The 17,722-nt window shown below is 71.5% G+C and carries 13 protein-coding genes; 7 read left to right on the top strand and 6 right to left on the bottom strand.

Features of this window, described 5'->3' with window-relative positions; genetic code table 11:
- Positions 1–9: 9 nt before the first annotated feature.
- The gene (locus IAG44_RS09750) at positions 10–1,620 is read right to left on the bottom strand and encodes an FAD-dependent monooxygenase (RefSeq protein ID WP_187746737.1); all 1,611 of its coding nucleotides are present in this window, start codon (positions 1,618–1,620) and stop codon (positions 10–12) included.
- 280 nt (positions 1,621–1,900) lie between these two features.
- Here IAG44_RS09750 and IAG44_RS09745 point away from each other — a divergent pair, with 280 nt between their 5' ends.
- Complete coding sequence (locus IAG44_RS09745; RefSeq protein ID WP_187746736.1) at positions 1,901–2,914, top strand: methyltransferase; 1,014 nt, start codon at positions 1,901–1,903, stop codon at positions 2,912–2,914.
- A 29-nt stretch (positions 2,915–2,943) separates the two neighbouring features.
- A complete protein-coding gene (locus IAG44_RS09740) occupies positions 2,944–4,536 on the top strand; it encodes an FAD-dependent monooxygenase (protein ID WP_187746735.1) in 1,593 nt (530 codons plus the stop codon).
- A gap of 1,610 nt (positions 4,537–6,146) precedes the next feature.
- On the opposite strand, the gene IAG44_RS09735 is transcribed toward IAG44_RS09740, so the two are convergent.
- The 5 genes from IAG44_RS09735 to IAG44_RS09715 all read right to left on the bottom strand — a co-directional run bounded on the left by IAG44_RS09735 (position 6,147) and on the right by IAG44_RS09715 (position 11,861).
- A complete protein-coding gene (locus IAG44_RS09735; RefSeq protein WP_187746734.1) occupies positions 6,147–6,344 on the bottom strand; it encodes a ferredoxin in 198 nt (65 codons plus the stop codon).
- Positions 6,345–6,352: 8 nt separating this feature from the next.
- Positions 6,353–7,582, bottom strand: a complete 1,230-nt coding sequence (locus IAG44_RS09730; protein WP_246561611.1) for a cytochrome P450 — start codon at positions 7,580–7,582, stop codon at positions 6,353–6,355.
- A 67-nt stretch (positions 7,583–7,649) separates the two neighbouring features.
- Positions 7,650–8,324 (bottom strand): TenA family protein, encoded by a 675-nt coding sequence (locus IAG44_RS09725; RefSeq protein WP_223006788.1) that lies wholly within the window; start codon positions 8,322–8,324, stop codon positions 7,650–7,652.
- Between the two features lie 523 nt (positions 8,325–8,847).
- Positions 8,848–10,689 (bottom strand): asparagine synthase (glutamine-hydrolyzing), encoded by a 1,842-nt coding sequence (gene asnB, locus IAG44_RS09720; RefSeq protein WP_187746732.1) that lies wholly within the window; start codon positions 10,687–10,689, stop codon positions 8,848–8,850.
- Complete coding sequence (locus IAG44_RS09715; RefSeq protein ID WP_187746731.1) at positions 10,677–11,861, bottom strand: nucleotide disphospho-sugar-binding domain-containing protein; 1,185 nt, start codon at positions 11,859–11,861, stop codon at positions 10,677–10,679. The genes asnB and IAG44_RS09715 overlap by 13 nt, the downstream gene beginning before the upstream one ends.
- Before the next feature lie 177 nt (positions 11,862–12,038).
- Between IAG44_RS09715 and IAG44_RS09710 the strand changes: the two genes are divergently transcribed.
- The 5 genes from IAG44_RS09710 to IAG44_RS09690 all read left to right on the top strand — a co-directional run bounded on the left by IAG44_RS09710 (position 12,039) and on the right by IAG44_RS09690 (position 17,716).
- Complete coding sequence (locus IAG44_RS09710; RefSeq protein WP_187746730.1) at positions 12,039–12,287, top strand: magnesium transporter CorA family protein; 249 nt, start codon at positions 12,039–12,041, stop codon at positions 12,285–12,287.
- A 143-nt stretch (positions 12,288–12,430) separates the two neighbouring features.
- Entirely contained in the window at positions 12,431–14,002 is a 1,572-nt protein-coding gene (locus tag IAG44_RS09705) for a WXG100 family type VII secretion target (RefSeq protein WP_187746729.1), read from the top strand.
- A 32-nt stretch (positions 14,003–14,034) separates the two neighbouring features.
- On the top strand, positions 14,035–15,366 hold the full coding sequence (mycP, locus tag IAG44_RS09700) for a type VII secretion-associated serine protease mycosin (RefSeq protein ID WP_187746728.1): 1,332 nt from the start codon (positions 14,035–14,037) through the stop codon (positions 15,364–15,366).
- Positions 15,367–15,473: 107 nt separating this feature from the next.
- Positions 15,474–15,899, top strand: coding sequence for a hypothetical protein (locus IAG44_RS09695; protein WP_187746727.1), 426 nt, complete (start codon positions 15,474–15,476; stop codon positions 15,897–15,899).
- Between the two features lie 5 nt (positions 15,900–15,904).
- The gene (locus IAG44_RS09690; RefSeq protein WP_187746726.1) at positions 15,905–17,716 is read left to right on the top strand and encodes an alpha/beta hydrolase; all 1,812 of its coding nucleotides are present in this window, start codon (positions 15,905–15,907) and stop codon (positions 17,714–17,716) included.
- The last annotated feature ends 6 nt before the right edge of the window (positions 17,717–17,722 follow it).

Raw genomic sequence — 17,722 nt, 5'->3', positions numbered from 1 at the left:
GGACTCCCCTCAGACCGACGCCGGCACATGGCCGGCCGCACGGGCGATCACATCGGACAGCACGGCCAGCGGATCGGCCGCGGGGCCCTCCGCACGCCACGACACGAACGCGTCCGGCCGCACCAGGACCGCGCCCGCCGGGCCCACCCCGTAGACGTCCGTCCACTCCCGGTCCACCGGCTTCAGCGCCTGTGCCTCGCCGATCGTGTGCACCCGCAGCGGGACGCCCAGCTTCTCCGCGACCTTCGCCGCCGCCTGCGTCCACGCCGCGCCGTCGGGGCCGGTGAGCAGGACGTACGAGTCCCAGAACAGGTCGATCGTCGAGATCGTCTCGCCGCCCTTGCGCAGCCACAGGTGCGGAGCCCGGGTGCCCGGCTCGCCCGTCAGCTCCAGGTCCGGGGAGAGGACCTTGGCGCCCGCCGGGGCGATCACCGAGGAGGAGCGGTAGCGGTAGCCGAGCGTGATGATCACGTCGTCCACGAAGTCCGCGCGGTCCTGCTCGGTGGCGTAGCCGTGCCGGATGCGGTTGCGGACCAGGGCCTGCTCCGACATCGCCGTGCCCAGCGGGCGGCGCTCCGCGTCGTACGTGTCGAGGAGGGCGTCCGTGCCCCAGCCCTGGAGGACCGCGGCGAGCTTCCAGGCGAGGTTGTGGGCGTCGTGGATACCGGTGTTCGCGCCGAAGCCGCCCGCCGGGGGGTGCACGTGCGCGGCGTCGCCCGCGAGGAAGACCCGGCCCTCGCGGAACGTCTCCGACACGAGCTGCGCGCCGCGCCACGGGACCTTCGCGACGACCTCGACGTCGATGTCGTGGCCGGCCGCCCTGCGGACGATGTCGACGCAGCGGGCGTCGTCGAAGTCCTCCGGCTTCTCGCCCTTCTCCGGGTAGTACAGGGGGGTCGCGAGCCACGGGTCGCAGCCGTGCAGCCGGGACAGGCCCATCAGCGTGCCGCCCGCGCTGGCGTAGCAGAGGATGAACTTCGCGTCCTTCAGCAGGACCTCCAGCTCGGGGGCGCGGAAGTAGATGCTCAGCGCGTCGAAGACGGTGCCGCGGCCGGTGCGCTTGACGCCCAGCATCTCCCGTGTGCGGCTGCCCGCGCCGTCCGCGCCCACGAGGTAGTCGGCGCGGATCGTGAACCTCTTGCCGCCGGTCTCCTCCGCGATCGCCGTCACGCCGTCGGCGTCCTGCTCGAAGGAGATGAGTTTCGTGCCGAAGCGGACGTCGGCGCCGGCCTCGCGGGCCTTGTCCGCGAGGACCTTCTCGTAGCGGTCCTGGCCGCAGCCCATCACGCGCTCCGGGCTGACCGTGGGGCCGTCCAGGGAGGGGGCCTCCAGCAGGACCGCCTCGTCTATCTCGGCGAAGGTGTGGACCTTGATGATGCCGCCCTCGAAGTAGGCGTGCGAGTCGCCCATCTCCAGGGCCCGGATCTCCTTGCCCAGGCCGGCGGCGCGGAACAGCTCCATCGTGCGGGCCTGGAGGCCGGGGGCGCGGGGGAGGGTGGAGGTGGTGTCGCGCTTCTCCAGCAGCATCGTGCGTACACCGCGGCGTCCGCTGAACAGGGCGGTGGAGAGGCCGACTGGGCCTCCACCGACGATCAGCACCGGGATCCTCACGTCGTACATGTATGTCCCCTCTGGACGGTCCGGACGGACGCGAGATGAATAGCCGCGCGGGCTCAAGGGGTGGTGGAGACGGGTTCGGGTGGGTGGGCTGAGTCCGGCTGCGGAGTGCGGGTTTCGTCGTGGTTGTTCGCGCCCCGCGGCGCAGCCGCTGTTCGGTACAGCCCCGCGCCCCTAAAAATGGCGGCACCGGTCGGGTTCGAGGGGGTCTCGACTTCGGGGTGTCACTGTCCGGGGGCCGCGGGGCAATGGGCGTCGTGGGTGATGGAGGGAGTGCTGGGCTATGGCGCAGACCGTTCCGGACGTGGGGACTCCTGCTGGGATCATCCGGCTGGGGAACATGTTCTGTGATGCGAAGGCGTTGCTGACGGCCGTGGAGCTGCGGCTGTTCACGGTGCTGCACGAGAAGGGGGAGGCGAGCGAGGGGGAGATCAAGGAGGCGCTGGGGCTGCATGGGAGGGGGCTCGGGGACTTTCTCAGCCTGCTCACCGCGCTGGAGCTGTTGGAGCGGGACGGGGGGAAGTACCGCAACGCCCCCGGTGCCGACACCTATCTCGTGCAGGGGGAGAAGACGTACGTCGGCGGGTTCCTGGAGCGGTCGAACCGGAATCTGTACCCGGCGTGGGGGCGGCTGTCCGAGGGGCTGCGGACCGGTCAGCAGCAGTCGGGGAGCGACTTCGACGCCGTCACCAAGAACCCGCACATCCTGCGCCAGTTCGTGGGGATGATGGACGCGCTCACCCACGTCGTCGGACCCGAACTCGCCCAGAAGTACGACTGGTCGGGGCACGCGTCCGTGCTGGACGTCGGCGGCGCGCGGGGCAACCTGTGCTCCATCATCACCAAGCACCACCCCCACCTCACCGGCCACGTCTTCGACCTCCCGGCGATGGAACCCCTCTTCGACGAGCGCGTCGCCGAGGACGGCCTCACCGAGCGCGTCACCTTCCACGGCGGCAGCTTCTTCACCGACCCGCTGCCCACCGCCGACGTCGTCATCCTCGGCCACGTCCTGCACGACTGGGACGAGACCCAGCGCGCGCAGCTCATCGCGAAGGCGTACGACGCCGTCAACCCCGGCGGGACGCTGCTGATCTACGACCGGATGCTGGAGGACGAGTCCACGCACATCGAGAACCTGGTCATCAGCCTCGACATGCTCCTCGTCACCGACGGCGGTGAGGAGTACCCGGTCTCCGAGGCCGTCGCCGTCGCGAAGAAGGTCGGCTTCGACGAGGTCGAGGTCTCGCCGCTGAGCGAGTACGACACGCTCGTCGTGTGCCGCAAGAAGCCCTGAACCCCCCGCCACCAGAGAGGAGTTCCTTCATGAGCAAGGCGCCTACCGAGGTACAGGTGCTGATCGTCGGGGGCGCGGTCACCGGCCTGTCGACCGCCGTCTTCCTCGCCCGGCACGGAGTCAGCGCCCTCGTCGTCGAGCGGCACCCCGACACCCTCAGCCACCCCCGCTCCCGGGGCATCAACCCCCGCACCGTCGAGATCTACCGGCAGGCGGGGCTCGACGAACGCATCTGGGCCGAGGCGAGCCTCGCCACGGACTTCAGCAAGCTCCAGATGATCAGGGCGCGGACGCTGGCCGCCGAGGAGCACTTCAGCGGGCCGACCGACAGCCCCGACCCGAGCGGGGAGGTCAGCCCCGCCGAGTGGGCGCCGATCGACCAGGACCGGCTGGAGCACCTGCTGCGCGAGCGGGCCGTGGAACTCGGGGCGCACCTCTCCTTCGGGACCGAGCTGGTCTCCTTCGAGCAGGACGACGACGGGGTCAGCGCGGTGCTGCGGCAGGACGGGGCCGAGCGGACCGTGCGTGCGCGGTACCTGGTCGCCGCCGACGGGGGGCGCAGTCCCGTGCGCGCCGGGCTCGGGATCGAACTCGACGGGCCCGGGGAGTTCGCCACGACCGTCTCCGTGCTGTTCGAGGCGGACCTCGGTGAGGCGGCGCGCGGGCGTCCGGTGGGGGTCTGCTACCTCGACGAGCCGGCGCCGTCGACGATCCTCTTCGCGCACGACGGGGACAAGCGGTGGATCTTCGCGACGCCGATGCCGCCCGGGACGACACTGGAGACGGTGACCGAGGAACAGGCGGTCGGGCTCGTGCGGGCGGCGATCGGGGTGGCCGATCTCGACGTCCGGATCGTGCCGCAGTTGCCCGCCGGCGGGGCGAAGTGGCTCAGCTTCGTCATCGGGGCGCAGGTCGCTCGCGAGTACCGGCGGGGGCGGGTGTTCCTCGTCGGGGACGCGGCGCATCTCGTGCCGCCCACCGGGGGGTTCGGGGCGAGTCTCGGGATCCAGGACGCGCACAACCTCGCATGGAAGCTGGGCGCGGTGCTCGGCGGGAGCGGGGGAGAAGCGCTGCTCGACACGTATCAGGCCGAGCGGCAGCCCGTCGCCTGGATGACGCTTCAGCAGACCATGGCGATGATGCAGGACCGGACCGGGCAGGACGGGGGCGAGGACGGGGGGCTGTCGCCGGCCGACAGCTACAGCACGACCGTGTTCGGGTACCGGTACTCCGAGGGGGCGCCGGTGCTGCCCCGGCTGCTGTCCGGTGAGCCGGGGACTCGGGCGCCGCACGTTCCGCTCTCGCGGGGTGGGGAGTCCGTGTCCTCCCTCGACCTCTACGGCTCCGGTCCCGTGCTCGTCACGCCTGCCGCCGGCGGGGCCTGGGAGGCCGCCGGTACGGCTGTCGCCGCCGAACTCGGTGTCCCCCTTGTTGTTCACCGTCTCGGCACCGGTGATCTGACCGACCCCGCCGACGTCTTCCCCGCCCGCCACGGGATCGGTCCCGACGGTGCCGTCCTCGTCCGCCCCGACGGCTTCGTCTCCTGGCGAGCCACATCCGCCGACACGGACTCCGTCACCGAACTGAAGGGGGCTGTGCAACGCCTCCTGGGCCGCGACTGACGTTTTCCCCTTCAACGCCGGACAAGCTGAACCCCAGCTTGTCCGGCGTTCGGGTTGTGGGTGAGTTCCGGGTTCGGGTGGGGTGGCTGAGTCCGGCTGCGGGGTGCGGGTGCGTCGTGGTTGTTCGCGCAGTTCCCCGCGCCCCTGGGGTGTTGGGTGCGGGTGGTTCCTCGTGATGGTGACAGGCCAAGTGGGTACGTCCGTCGGCTACTTGCGGTGCCGCCCACGACGACCGGGGGCGCCCGCGCGTACTTGCCGCCGGGTGACTTGCCTCAGCCACGGATGGCGTCCCGCCGAGTGGTGTAGCCGATCAAGCTGGCGGAATCCGCAGGTCGCGGCCCGAATCGCCCTCGCCGGCGGCCCTGTTGAGGGCTCACCGAGCCGGGACCAGTGGTGATCGCACGACGGACCGCAGCGGCACGTACCGGACGGCTCCGAAGCGGAAGCGACGGACCGTGATCGGCTACACCACGACGGGGGACACGACCCAGCCACGTCCCGTGTGCCACCCACGCCTCCTGCGGCGTGCCGCCTTCCATCCCCGGCATCGGATATGTCGATGGTGTCCCGCCGGGTGGTGTGGCGATGCGGGGCCGTCGCCCGGGACCGAAGCGGCACCTGCCGGCCCGCCCGGCCACGCCATGGACTGCTCACCGGCACCGGCACCCCGACGCGCCGCGCCGACGCCGGCCCGGCAGACCGCCCGCTCCACGCCGGCACACCACCCACCGGGACGTGACCGATATATTCGCCCGCTGCCCGCTGCCCGCTGCCCGCTGCCCGCTGCCCGCTGCCCGCTGCCCGCTGCCCGCTGCCCCAGCCGCTCGACGCCCAGTCCTCGCTCGCTGCCCACCCCCGCCGCTCGCCCCCCGAGCCCTCGCCCGTTGCCCCAGCCGTTCGACGCCCGGCCCTCGTTCGCTGCCCGGCTCTCGCCCCCTCGTCGCCCCTGGCCGCCGCTCGTGCCCCCGCCTGTCGCCTGCTGCTTGCCGTCAGCCCGCCGCCTCGCCGCTCGCCGTCAGCCCCCTGCCTCCGCTCGCCGCCTGCTGCTCACCCCCGCCTCGCCCTCGCTTGCTGTCCGCCCCCGCCGTTCTGTCGCCCGTCCTCGCTGCCTCGCCGTTCGCCGCTTGCCCCCGAGCCCTTGCCTGCTGCCCCAGTCGCCAGCCGTGCCCGTTCGTTGTCCCAGCCGTTCGACGCCCGGCCCTCGTTCGCTGCCCGGCTCTCGCCCCCGGCCGCTGCCCGCCGCCTGCTGTTCGCCGTCAGCCCTCTGCCCCGCCCGCTGCCTGCTGCTCACCCCCGTCTCGCTCCCGCTTGCTGTCCGCCCCCGCCGTTCTGTCGCCCATCCTCGCTGCCCCTTGCCCGCCGCTCGTCCCCGAGCCCTTGCCCGCTGCCTCAGTCGCCAGCCGTCCCCGTTCGCTGCCTGGCTCTCGCCCCCGTCGCCCCGGCCGCCGCTCGCGCCCCTCGCCTGCTGCTCGCCGTCAGCCCTCTGGCTCCGCTCGTTGCCTGCACCGCCGCCTCGCCGTTCGCCGCCCCATCACCCCCTGTGGCCCCCGGGCATGGTGCGGCCCGGGAGCCCCTTGGGGGTCCCGGGCCGGTGGCAGGAGAGGTGGGGGTCAGTCGGAGTCCAGGATTTTGATGGAGTTGGTGGGGCAGGCTCGGGCGGCTCGGTGGAGTTCTTCGTGGAGGGTGGGGTCGGGGTGGTCGTCGAGGATGAGGACGAGGCCGTCTTCGTCCTGGTCGAAGACGGTGGGGAGACGGTAGACGCAGAGGCTGCTGACTGCGCAGGTGGAGGGGGTGGCGATCACGCGCATGGGGTGCCTCACCAGTCCACGGGGATCTCGGTGAAGCCCTCCATGAAGCCGCCGAGGGCGCGTGGGAGTTCGTTGGCGGGCTTGGCCAGGCGGATCGACGGGAAGCGGCGGAGGAGGGATTCCGTGGCGATCTGGAGTTCCATGCGGGCCAGGGCCGCGCCTACGCAGTAGTGGATGCCGGCGCCGAAGGTCATGTGGTGGTTCTCTTCGCGGCGGATGTCCAGCTCGAAGGGGTTGTCGAAGACGGCGGGGTCGCAGTTGGCGCCCTCTTCGGAGAGGAGGACGCTGGTGCCCTTCTTGATGACGCTGCCGTCGGACAACGGGATGTCCTCGACCGCGTAGCGCATCGTGCCGACCGACGAGCCCATGATCTGCGTGCGGAGGAGTTCTTCGACCGCCGACGGGACCAGGGACCAGTCCGCCTGGATCTCGCGGACCAGGTCGGGACGGTTCAGCAACACCGCCGTGCCGGTGCCGATCTGGCTGGCCGTGGTGACGTAGCCGGCGATGAGCAGGCCCTGGCACCAGAAGTGCAGCTCGTGCTCGTTCATCCGGTTGTCGTCCTCGTCGCGGACGCGGATGAACTCGCTGATGAGGTCGTCGGCGGGGTTGGCGCGCTTGGCCTCGATGAGGTCGCCCAGGTACTTCCACAGGTTCTGCCGGGCCTTGCCGATCTCCTCCGGCGGCAGCTTCGTCACGGCGAGGAAGCCGTCGACGTACCCCCGGAACTGGTCCCGGTCCTCGGCGGGCACGCCGAGCAGCTTGCAGATGACCTTGATGGGCAGCGGAAACGCGAACGCCTCGTTCAGCTCGGCCGGACGGGGCCCCGCGGCCATCTCGTCGAGGAGCTGATCGGCGACCTCCTGGACGTACGGCCGCAGCGACTCGATGCGCCGCGCGGTGAACGCCTTGGTCACCAGCGACCGCACCTGCGTGTGCTTCGGCGGGTCGGGGTCGATGTGCGGGTCCATGAACAGGTCGTTGTCCTTGGAGATCCGCGCGCAGTCGGGCCGCGCGATGTTGCGCGACAGCCGCTTGTCGGCGAACAGGGCACGGACGTCCTGGTAGCGGGTGACGAGCGTCGCGGTGTCACCGCTCGGCAGCGTCACCTCCATCGCCGAGGAGCCGTGGACGTCGCGCAGGGCCTCCGGCATCTCCATGGGCGGGCTCCAGGCGAACGGATACCTGGGCGGGTTGGCGGCGTGCGGGCACACTTCGGGGCTCACGTCGGCGGTCACATCGATCCCTTCACAGACGGTGTCATCGGTTCACGGCGGACAGGGGCGGTCACGGCGGACGGCGCGGTCACAGCGGCCAGCCCGACCTGGACCAGGCCCCCTCGGCGAACGCCCACTCGTAGCGGACGCTCGTCGTGAAGTACTGGAGGAGTTCGGCGCGGCCCGGCACGGCCATCCGCTCGCCCAGTTCGTCGTACGCGGCCATGAAGGCCCGCACGGCGAACCGGTAGCCCTCGCCCGGGTGGTACGCCTGGATCCAGTCGGCGTACCGGGAGCCCGGCGTGTGCCGCTCCAGGAGGTCGTCGGAGATCCGGTGGTTGAACCAGACCATCGGCAGCAGCGCCCCCATCCCGGCGGCGACCGTCGAGGCGGTCGCGGCGTGCAGGAAGGAGCAGTGGGCGTGGGTGGCGGCGGACGCCTCGGGCGCGGCGGCGAGCGCCGGCAGCCCGAGACCGGGGGCCAGTTCGGTGTACGCCGTCCGCAGCCGGTCGCGGGCCTCCAGCGAGCCCATGACCGAGCGGGCGAGCAGCGAGGCGTGCTCGTCCCAGCGGGTCGCGGCGGCGGTGCGGGCCAGCGCCCGCGCGTACGCCGGCAGCAGGTGGGACGTGTCCTGCTCGACGAAGTGGGCCAGGCACTCGGGCGGTAGCGTGCCGTCCCGCAGCCCCGCCCAGAACGGATGCTCCTTGACCTTGGCGAGCACGGGCTCGGCCAGTTCCTGGAGTTCCTTGCTCAGCACGGGCATCCTCCTTCTTTTCGTAGCCAGAGTTCGTAGCCGGGGCCAGTGCCGGACCGGAGTCGGGGCCAGGGCCAGGCCGGGGTCGGGGCCAGGGCCGGAGACCGGGGTCGGGGTCAGGGCCGGGACCCGGGCCGGGCCGGAGTCGGGGCCGGGGGTCGGAGTCGGGATCGGGGCCAGTGCCAGGGCCGGAGGCCGGAGTCGGGGCCAGGGCCGGGGCCGGAGGCCGGAGTCGGTGTCGGAGTCGGTGTCGGGGCCGGAGGCCGGGGCCGGGGCCAGTGCCAGGGGCCGGGCTGTGCCAGGGCCGGGCCGGAGCCGGGGTCAGGGCCGGGCCGGAGTCGGGGCCGGAGGTCGGAGTCGGGGCCAGGGCCAGGGCCAGCGCCGGGGCCGGAGGCCGGGGCCAGTGCCAGGGGCCGGGCTGCGCCAGGGCCGGGCCGGAGTCGGAGTCGGAGCCGGGGCCAGGGGTGGGGCCGGAGGTCGGAGTTGGGGGGGGGGTGGTGCTGCCGGAGCCGGGGTGCGGCGCTCGCCGGGTTCACAGGTCCAGCCGTACCCGGTGCTGCCGCAGCCAGGTGTCGAGCTGGAGCACCATCTCCACGTCCCGCCGCTCCCCCCACCCGCTGACCTCGATGGGCCGGTCCTGCGCGGCGAGCCGGGCGCACGCCTCCCGGTCGAGCAGCGGCGCGACCGGACCGGAGGGGTCGTGGACGACGGCGTCGAACCGCTCCTTCAACACCCGCCCGTAGCCCGGGTCCTGCGTGATGGGGAAGGGGCTCTTGCGGCGCTCGGTCACCGACGCGGGCAGCAGATCGGCCACGGCGGAGCGCAGCACGCTCTTCTCCCGGCCGTCGGCGGTCTTCATCTCCCAGGGGATGTTGTAGACGTACTCGACGAGCCGGTGCTCGCAGTACGGCACCCGCAGCTCCAGGCCGACGGCCATGCTGAGCCGGTCGTCGCGGGTCAGCAGCAGCGGCATCCAGCGCGTCAGGTGCACGTGGCTGACCCGGCGCATCCGGTGCTCCAGCTCCGACTCGCCCGCCACGCGCGGCACTTCGGCGATCGCCTCCGCGTACCGCTGGGCGGCGTGGCCGGGGACGTCGATCTTCTTCAGCAGGCCCGGGTCGAGGAGGCCGGTGCTCATGCCGTGCGGGGCGACCTTCAACCCCATCGTCACCCACGGGAAGTTGCCGGTGTCGACCAGCGACGGGTCCTGGAACGACCGGTAGCCGCCGAAGAGTTCGTCCGCCGCCTCGCCCATCAGGGCCACCGTCGAGCGCCGGCGCACCGCGCGCAGCAGCAGGTACAGCGAGCGGTCCATGTCGGGGATCGGGCGCGGCAGGTCCTGGGAGCGCAGCGCCGCCGCGTCGACGACGGGGTCGACGAGGTCGGCCGTCCGCAGCACCACCGGCTCGTGGTCGGCGCCCACGTGGCGGGCGACCTCGGCGGCGTAGGGGGCGTCGGGGTCCTCGTGCCAGAAGTCCTTCTGGAAGCGCTCGGTGTGGCCCTCGAAGTCGACGGCGAACGTCCGGGGGCGGCCCCCGGCGCGGGCGGCGAGCGCGGCGATGGCGCTGGAGTCGACGCCGCCGGACAGCAGCGTGCACAGCGGGACGTCCGAGACGAGGTGCGCTTCGACGGACTCCGCGAGCAGCCCGCGCACGGTGTCGACGGTCGTCGCCGCGTCGTCCGTGTGCGGGCGGTTCGGCAGGCTCCAGTACGCGGACTCGGTGACCCCGCCGTGCGCGATCACCGCCGTGTGCCCGGCCGGCAGCTCCCGCACGCCCCGGTAGACCGCGTGGCCCGGCGTCGCGATGTACGCGAGGAGTTCGGCCAGGCCCTCGGCGTCGACCGCGCACTCCAGCGCGGGGTGCGCGAACAGGGCCTTCGGCTCCGAGCCGAACAGGACGCCCTGCGCGGTGCGGGCGTAGAACAAGGGCTTGATGCCGAGGCGGTCGCGGGCCAGCAGGAGCCTGCCCCGGCCCGGGTCCCAGACGGCGAACGCGAACATGCCGTCCAGGTGCTCCACGCACCGCTCGCCCCACTCCAGGTAGGCGCGCACCACGACCTCGGTGTCCCCCGAGGTGCGGAAGCGGTGGCCCCGGGCCTCCAGGGTGCGGCGCAGCTCACGGAAGTTGTAGATCTCGCCGTTGTGGACGACGACCGCGAGCGTGCGGCCGTCCTCCTCGACCGTCATCGGCTGGGTGCTGTGCTCCAGGTCGATGACGGAGAGCCTGCGGTGGCCGAGCGCGGCCTGCCGGTCGGTCCACACCCCCTCGGCGTCCGGGCCCCGGTTGGCGAGGGTGGCGACCATCGTCCGCACCGTGGCGCCCTCCCCGCTCAGGTCACGCCGGAAGTCGACCCAGCCCGCTATGCCGCACACGTGATCACCTTCGTCCGCAGTTCGTTGACGATGTCGGCGGGCGTCGGCGTCCGGAGCATCCGCTCCCGCAGCCCGCGCGCCGTCTTCCGGACGGCCGCGCCCGCCACGGGGTCCAGCAGCCGGCCGGCCTCCTCGCGCAGCCGGCGCGGCGTCGCCTCGTCCCGCGACAGGACCTCGCCGGCGCCGGCCGCGAAGACGCGCCCCGCGTGCCCGGTGTGGTCCGGGAGCTGCGGGACGAGGAGCAGGGGGACGCCGGCCCGCAGCGAGGCCAGGACGGTGCCGGCGCCGCCGTGCGCGACGACTAGATCGGTGCCCGGCAGCAGGGTGTGCAGGGGGGCGTCGGTGACGACCCGTACCTTGGGGACCAACTCCGGCTCCAGGAGGGCCCTTTGGGACGACGTGACCGCGAGGACGACCTCGGTGTCCGGGGCCCGCAGCGCCCCCGCGACCTCGCCCGCGAGGAACAGATCGGGGCTGAGGCGGGCCATCGTGTGGCCCCAGGTCACCAGCACCCGGCGCACACCCGGCGCGGGCGCGGGCAGCGGGCCCGGGGAGGTGCCGACCCCGTTGTAGGGGACGTGGCGCACCGGCAGCCTCGCGTAGTCGGTGGGCACCTGGAACGTGTCGGGGCACGGGTCGACGGTGACCGCGCCCAGCGGGTCGAAGTCCGTCACGCCGTGCCGCTCCAGGAGCGGGGCGAGGACGTCCGGCAGCAGCGCGCGGGCCCGCAGCATCAGGTCGGTGCCGTACAGCACCCGGATCGCCGGGACGTTCACGGCCGCCGCCGCGATCGGGCCCGCCAGCGCGGTCGGCTCGTACACCACCGCGTCCGCCCGCCACGAGCGGGCCAGCTCCACCAGGCCGTCCGTCATCGACTCCGCGTGCGCCGAGAACATCCGCAGCGCCCGGGGGCCCTTGCCCTCGCGCGGCGCCTGCGGGCCGCCCGCGGACTCGCCGGCCGACGACGGCAGGACGTACCCGCGCACCATGCCGACCGCGTCGACGTCCTCACCGACCACCGCGGCCGGCAGCCCCGTCCGCTCGATCTCCCCCTTCAACGCCGGCTGACTCGCGATCAACACCTCGTGCCCTGCCGCCCTGAACGCCGACGCCAGCGGCACCAGGGCGTACAGATGCGAAGGCCAGGCCCAGGTCGTGAACAGTACGCGCATGGATTCCGTCAGCCCCTTCACACGTCGAGGACCCCGGCACCCCCGAGGCTCCGATCCGCACCCGACGGTGAGCCAACGCCCTATCGATCGACTCGGGATCGACTCGATCGGGGGGCGGGCGTGGACCCATGGCGCATCGCCGTAACACGCGGTACGCCGACTCCCGCCAGCGGTAGCGTGAGCAGCAGGGGCAGCAGCGAGAAATACTCGGTCAACCTTCCCGAAGACCTCGCCGAGGCCGTGCGTCAGCATGTCGGCCCCGGGGGTTTCTCCGCGTACCTGGCCGAAGCCCTGGAGCAACGGGTGGCCATGGACAAGCTCCGTGACATCGTCGCCGACTTCGAGACCGGCAATGATCCGCTCATGCGGGAGGAGATCGACGCGGCCCGTGCCCGGCTCCTGGGCGGCGGGCCAGTGCCTGAGTAGGGGTACTCATGCGGGCGGGGTGGTTGTGGGGGTTGGATGGACGATGACGTCCCCGGAAGCCGGCTGTCGGGAGGGGCGGTTAGAGTCTGACGATCTGATCTGTGCGGGAGGGGCGGGATGCTGGTCGAGGGCGGGACGGTCTGATGCGTGACGCTCAGAGTTCGGGCGGTACGTTCTTCGACGGTATGAGCCATGAGCAGATGCTGGCGTGGCTGGACCAGGCGAACGCGGGCGTGGTCAGTGGTGCGGCGGACCGTCTGAAGAAGGCGGCCACCGAGATCCAGAGCATCGCCGACGAACTGAAGGTCCGTCCGCAGTGGGTCGCCTGGAAGGGCGAGGGCGCCGATGCCTTCCGCACCTGGGCGGCCGACCTCGCGAACGCGACCCTGCGGCTGAGCGACTTCAGCCGTGACTCCGGCACCTGGCTCGGTCATGCCTCGGACGCCATCTCCCTGGCCCAGTCCTCCATTCCCCGCGACCTGCCCGGCGCCACCGCCAACCTGGCCGCCGCGAACGCCGCGCACAACGACCCCGACGCGGCCTCCATCGCGTCCAAGTCCTCCGCCGAGCTGGCGGCTCTGAAGGCGGACCGGGAGAAGGTCCGCCTGGAGGCGGCCACCCAGATGAACAAGCTGGCGCAGTCGTATTCGTGGTCGGCTACGCAGCTGAACTCGTTGGAGAGGCCGAAGCTGCCGCCACCGCCGGAGGCTTTCGTGCCTGAAGTTGCCGGGAAGGTTGATGTCGGTAGCACCGACAGGCCCAATCTCGGCGGGCATTCTGGTGCCCCATTCACGACCGGAACAGGTCACGTGGCTGGTAGCGATTCCGGGGCAGGTGGTTCAGCCGGGTTTTCTCCTGCGGGGCACGTCTTGAACGCTCCCGCAGTCCAGCCGCGCGTCCCAGGCGAGACCTTGCCTCCAGTGCGGACGAGCATTGATTCGGTCGGCAGTCTGCCCGCGCAGACTCCGCCGGAGACTCCGCGAGCCCCGGTCGATCCTGGCCCGGTGAGGGGCGTGCTGCCACAGACCGGGCCCGTGCCTCCGCTGTCCGGCGGTGGGCGGGTTCTCCCCGTCAACAGCCCGGCGCCACAGGGCCGGATGCCCGGTGTGGGCCGAGTTCCCCTGTCCCCGGTCGGTCAGGAGCCCGGTATGGCCTTCGGCCGCGCGCCCAGCGTCTCCGGTGGCGGCAGCGGCATCGTCGGAGGCCGTCCCGTCCTCCCCTCCGAGAGCCGGCCCGCGGGGGCCATCCCGCGTGGCACGGTCGTGGGCGGGGAAGGCGCCCCCGCACGCGGTCCGATGGGGCCGATGGGTCAGACCTCCGGCACGACCACCCCCGTCGGCCGGGCGGCGGGCACGCCGGCCACATCTCCAGGTGGCCGTCTCGTTTCCCCGTCCGGTTCCGGCGGCATTGTCGGAGGACGCCCCACGGCATCTCCTTCCGGTGTGGTCGGCAGTGGTGTGGCCCAGCGGCCGGGACGCCCCGACGCCCGGGTACCCGGCGCGGGCGGGACGGGACCTCGCACCCCGGTCACCGGCGGTACGACCGCTGCGGCACGCCCCGGCGAGGGCCGGACGGGGGCTGCGACGTCCGGCCCGTCCCAGTCGGCTCCTCCACGGAACACGAGAAACGGAAGCGGTCGGCCGTACGGAGTCACGGAGGACGAGGAAACTTGGCGCCGGAACCAGCGGCCCACCGTGCCGCCGGTCGTCGACTGACATGTGGTCCGGGATGAGGGAGAGCGAAGTCCATGGGTACCGGTAGTACTCGGCGCGGGGTCCGTCGTGTCGTCGCGGCGACGGCCCTGGGCCTGCTGCTGACGGGCACCGCCGCGGCACCGGCGGTCAGCGCCGAGACGATCCGCCAGGAGCAGTGGTATCTGGACCGGATGCAGGCCGAGAACATGTGGAAGACCAGCACCGGCAGAGGTGTCACCGTCGCGGTCATCGACACGGGTGTGGACGGCACCAACCCTGATCTCATCGGACGCGTTCTCCCGGGCAAGAACTACGCCACGGACCAGCCCGGCGATGAGCACACGGACTATGACGGCCACGGCACCGGCATGGCCGGGCTCATCGCGGCGACGGGCGCGAACGGCGGCGGGCGGGGCTCCTTCGGCCTCGCTCCCGGCGCCAAGATCCTGCCGATCCGCCTGCCCGAGAGCGGCAAAGGGGCCAACCTGATCGAGGGGAACAAGGTCTTCAACGGGGCATTGGCTCCTGCGATCCGTTATGCCACTGATCACGGCGCGAAGGTCATCAACATCTCTCAGGCAGCCCGGGAGGACACACCAGAAGTGGCCGAGGCGGTCAAGTACGCCCTGAAGAAAGGTTCATTGATCTTCGCCGGTGTCGGCAACGACGCGGAGCAGGGCAACTTGCTGATGTACCCGGCGGCCACCCCCGGTGTCGTCGGCGTCGCGGCGGTCGGCAAGAACCTTCACAGAACCGACTTCTCCCAGTACGGCCCTCAGGTCGACATGGCCGCCCCTGGCGAGGACATGGTCCATGCCTGCGGTGGCAAGACCGGCCTCTGCGAGACGAGCGGCACCAGCGACGCCACCGCCCTGGCCTCCGCCAGCGCCGCCCTGATCTGGTCCGTCCACCCCACCTGGACCAACAACCAGGTCCTGCGCGTCATGCTGAACACCATCGGTGGCCCCACGGACGGCGCCAAGCGCAACGACGCCATCGGCTACGGCATCGTCCGCCCCCGCATCGCCCTCCAGAACCCTGGCGACCCCGGCCCGGCGGACGTCTACCCCCTCCCCGACCTCGCGGAGGCGCAGCAGTCGGCGTCCCCCGCCCCCACCCCGTCGGCGAAGGAGAGCGAACCGGCGAAGGCGGTGGCCGCGACGAAGGGCGACGACGGTACTCCGTGGCTGGGTATCGGCCTCGGCGTGGGTGCCCTGGGCGTGATCGGCGTGGCGGCAGCGGTCGTCGTCCGGAAGCGCCGCACCACCGCCCCGCCGACACCCCAGCCCCAGCAGCACCCCACGCCCCAGCAGGGCTTCGGCCCGCCCCCGGTCATGCCCGGCAGCATCCCTCCGCCCCCGGGCCGGGACTCCGGCACGTTCTGAGTACGGATACTCAGAACACCCAGGCAGAGGTACAGATACGTGGCCACCGCCGAGCCGATTATCGTGTGAGCCGATCATGGCGGGCGAGGGCACGGGAGCGACTGACGGTGGCGTGGGACGAGTGGGAACAGCTCAAGGGCGCGGCGGCGGAACGCGCGGGGACGCGGCTGAACTCGCTTCCGTCCGACGCGGCGGGCTCGGGGAAACTGGTGTCGAACAGGCCGGTCTGGACGAAGGCCGGACAGGACGTCGGCGCTCTGCGCGAGGACGTCACCAAGGCGCTGGGTCAGCTCTCGGGCGGGCAGCAGGGGCTGGGCGCGGACGCCGGCTGCGAGACCGCCGGGGCGCAGAAGCAGGTCTACGACTCCTGGGCGCGCTATGTGAAGGACGTCGGCGGGCGGTGCGAAAAGCTCGGGGCGCTGCTGGGGAAGGCGGGCAGTGACCTGCAGAAGACCGACGACAGTGTCCTGATCGACGTCCAGAACCTGAAGGTGGCGTACGCGGACACGTCCGCCGTCGGCGGGAAGGGCTGACCGGCATGGACCTCGCGACCCTCAAGGCCCTCAAGCCCACCGAGTACGCCCAGGCCGCCGACGGCTACCGGAGCACCGCCACCCTCGCGAGCGCGGCCAAGGACCGCATCGAGAACCAGATCGCCGCGGCGATGCGGCAGTCCCTGAGCGGCGAGGCCGCGACAGCCGCCATCGGCCAGCTCACCGAACTCGGCAAGAACTTCCACTACATCCAGATCGAATGCGGACTCGTCGCCACAGCCCTCGAGGCGTTCTCGTACGAGATGCAGGCGGCCAGACGCACACTCGACACCGCCCTCGCGGAGGCGGCAGCGGCCGGGCTGACCGTCAACACCGACGGCTCGGTCTCCTACCCGGCCGGCGGGGAAAAGGGCCCGGACGGCAAGACCCCCGACGGCGGCACCGTCAGCGGCTACCTCGACCCCAGCGCCGCCGCGATCGGCCGCTCCGCCGCCAACTTCGACCCCAACCCCCACCACCGCGCCGCCCAGGACTGCGCCGACCTCATCGCCGCCGCGCTGGCCGAGGCCACCGAGGCCGACACCAAGTGGGCACCGAAACTGCGCGCACTGAAGGCCGACGACGACCTCACCGTCTCCGACGCCGACCTCGCCGACGCCTCCTCGGACACCACGGGGGTCCAGGCAGCGGGCAAGGGATACCTCGACTCCCTTCCCCAACCACCCAAGCACGGCGACCCCAAGGCCAACGCCGAGTGGTGGAAGGGACTCGACGCCGAACAACAGGCCGCCTGGATCTCCATGCGACCGGACTCCGTGGGCGCGCTCGACGGACTTCCGGCCACGGTGCGGGACGAGGCCAACCGCATGGTGCTTGCGGAGGCTCATGGCGTCGCGCAGGTGGCATACGACGGCTGGCTGAAGGAACACCCGGAGCCGCAACGATTCCAGAAGTACATCGACCCCTACACGGGCGTCGTGATGGGATTCAATGTCGAGACCGAAGAGTGGAAAGAGTGGGAAGAGTCAAGGAAGAACGCCCACAAACTGCTCGACGGAATGAACTCGATCCAGGAACGATTTGATAGGACGGGCGAAAGCGGACTCCCCGAAGTCTATCTCTTGGGCTTCGACCCCAAAGGTGAGGGGGATGGGCGTGTAATCCTCGCCAACGGAAATCCCGACACTGCCGATCACACTGCGATATACGTTCCTGGTACGGGAACAAATATCGGGGGGACTGGCGGTGGAATCGAGCGCAGCGAGGTAATGTGGCGGGAAAGTCAGCGCCTCGTGCCAGGTCAGTCAGTTTCAAGTATTTACTGGTTCGACTATGACGCCCCGGATGGAATTCCGCAGGCCATGAGTGGTTCACGTGCTGAGCGTGCCAGCACAAGACTCGAAGATTTCCTCCAAGGCACCCAGACCGCGCAAGGAGGAGCAAATGCTAGCCACACGACTGTGATTGGTCACAGCTACGGCAGCACGGTAATCGGCGAGACCGCCAGACATAACCACATCCCGGCCGATGACATCATCGCGCTCGGCAGCCCCGGCATGCAGGTCGAGCATGCGAAGGACCTTGGGGTAGGGGCAGACCACGTGTGGGCCGAAGGGGCGGACGGGTCGATGGATGACGCTATCGTCCGTCACGGTGGCAGACTGGTCGGCCTCGGCGACTGGTTGGCGAATCCCACTGATGAATCCTTCGGCGCCAATGTCATGCAAAACGACACCGGCGGCTTCTTCTCGGGTCACAGCTCTTACTGGGACTACGAAGAGGGGCAGGCTTCAACGAGCCTCAAAAACCAAGCAGACGTAATCGCAGGAAGGTATGGAGATGTCAAGCTGGAATAGACGGAG

Source organism: Streptomyces roseirectus (assembly GCF_014489635.1).
In the GTDB taxonomy this organism is placed as follows: Bacteria; Actinomycetota; Actinomycetes; order Streptomycetales; family Streptomycetaceae; genus Streptomyces; species Streptomyces roseirectus.
Note: the sequence above shows the minus strand (reverse complement) of the source record. Positions and strands in the feature narration are given on the sequence as shown.

What these genes read in the sequence shown, in the direction of transcription:
- IAG44_RS09750 (WP_187746737.1), bottom strand. Translation starts at nt 1,620, where the DNA reads ATGTACGACGTGAGGATCCCGGTGCTGATCGTCGGTGGAGGCCCAGTC.
- IAG44_RS09745 (WP_187746736.1), top strand. Translation starts at nt 1,901, where the DNA reads ATGGCGCAGACCGTTCCGGACGTGGGGACTCCTGCTGGGATCATCCGG.
- IAG44_RS09740 (WP_187746735.1), top strand. Translation starts at nt 2,944, where the DNA reads ATGAGCAAGGCGCCTACCGAGGTACAGGTGCTGATCGTCGGGGGCGCG.
- IAG44_RS09735 (WP_187746734.1), bottom strand. Translation starts at nt 6,344, where the DNA reads ATGCGCGTGATCGCCACCCCCTCCACCTGCGCAGTCAGCAGCCTCTGC.
- IAG44_RS09725 (WP_223006788.1), bottom strand. Translation starts at nt 8,324, where the DNA reads ATGCCCGTGCTGAGCAAGGAACTCCAGGAACTGGCCGAGCCCGTGCTC.
- IAG44_RS09715 (WP_187746731.1), bottom strand. Translation starts at nt 11,861, where the DNA reads ATGCGCGTACTGTTCACGACCTGGGCCTGGCCTTCGCATCTGTACGCC.
- IAG44_RS09705 (WP_187746729.1), top strand. Translation starts at nt 12,431, where the DNA reads ATGCGTGACGCTCAGAGTTCGGGCGGTACGTTCTTCGACGGTATGAGC.
- mycP (WP_187746728.1), top strand. Translation starts at nt 14,035, where the DNA reads ATGGGTACCGGTAGTACTCGGCGCGGGGTCCGTCGTGTCGTCGCGGCG.
- IAG44_RS09690 (WP_187746726.1), top strand. Translation starts at nt 15,905, where the DNA reads ATGGACCTCGCGACCCTCAAGGCCCTCAAGCCCACCGAGTACGCCCAG.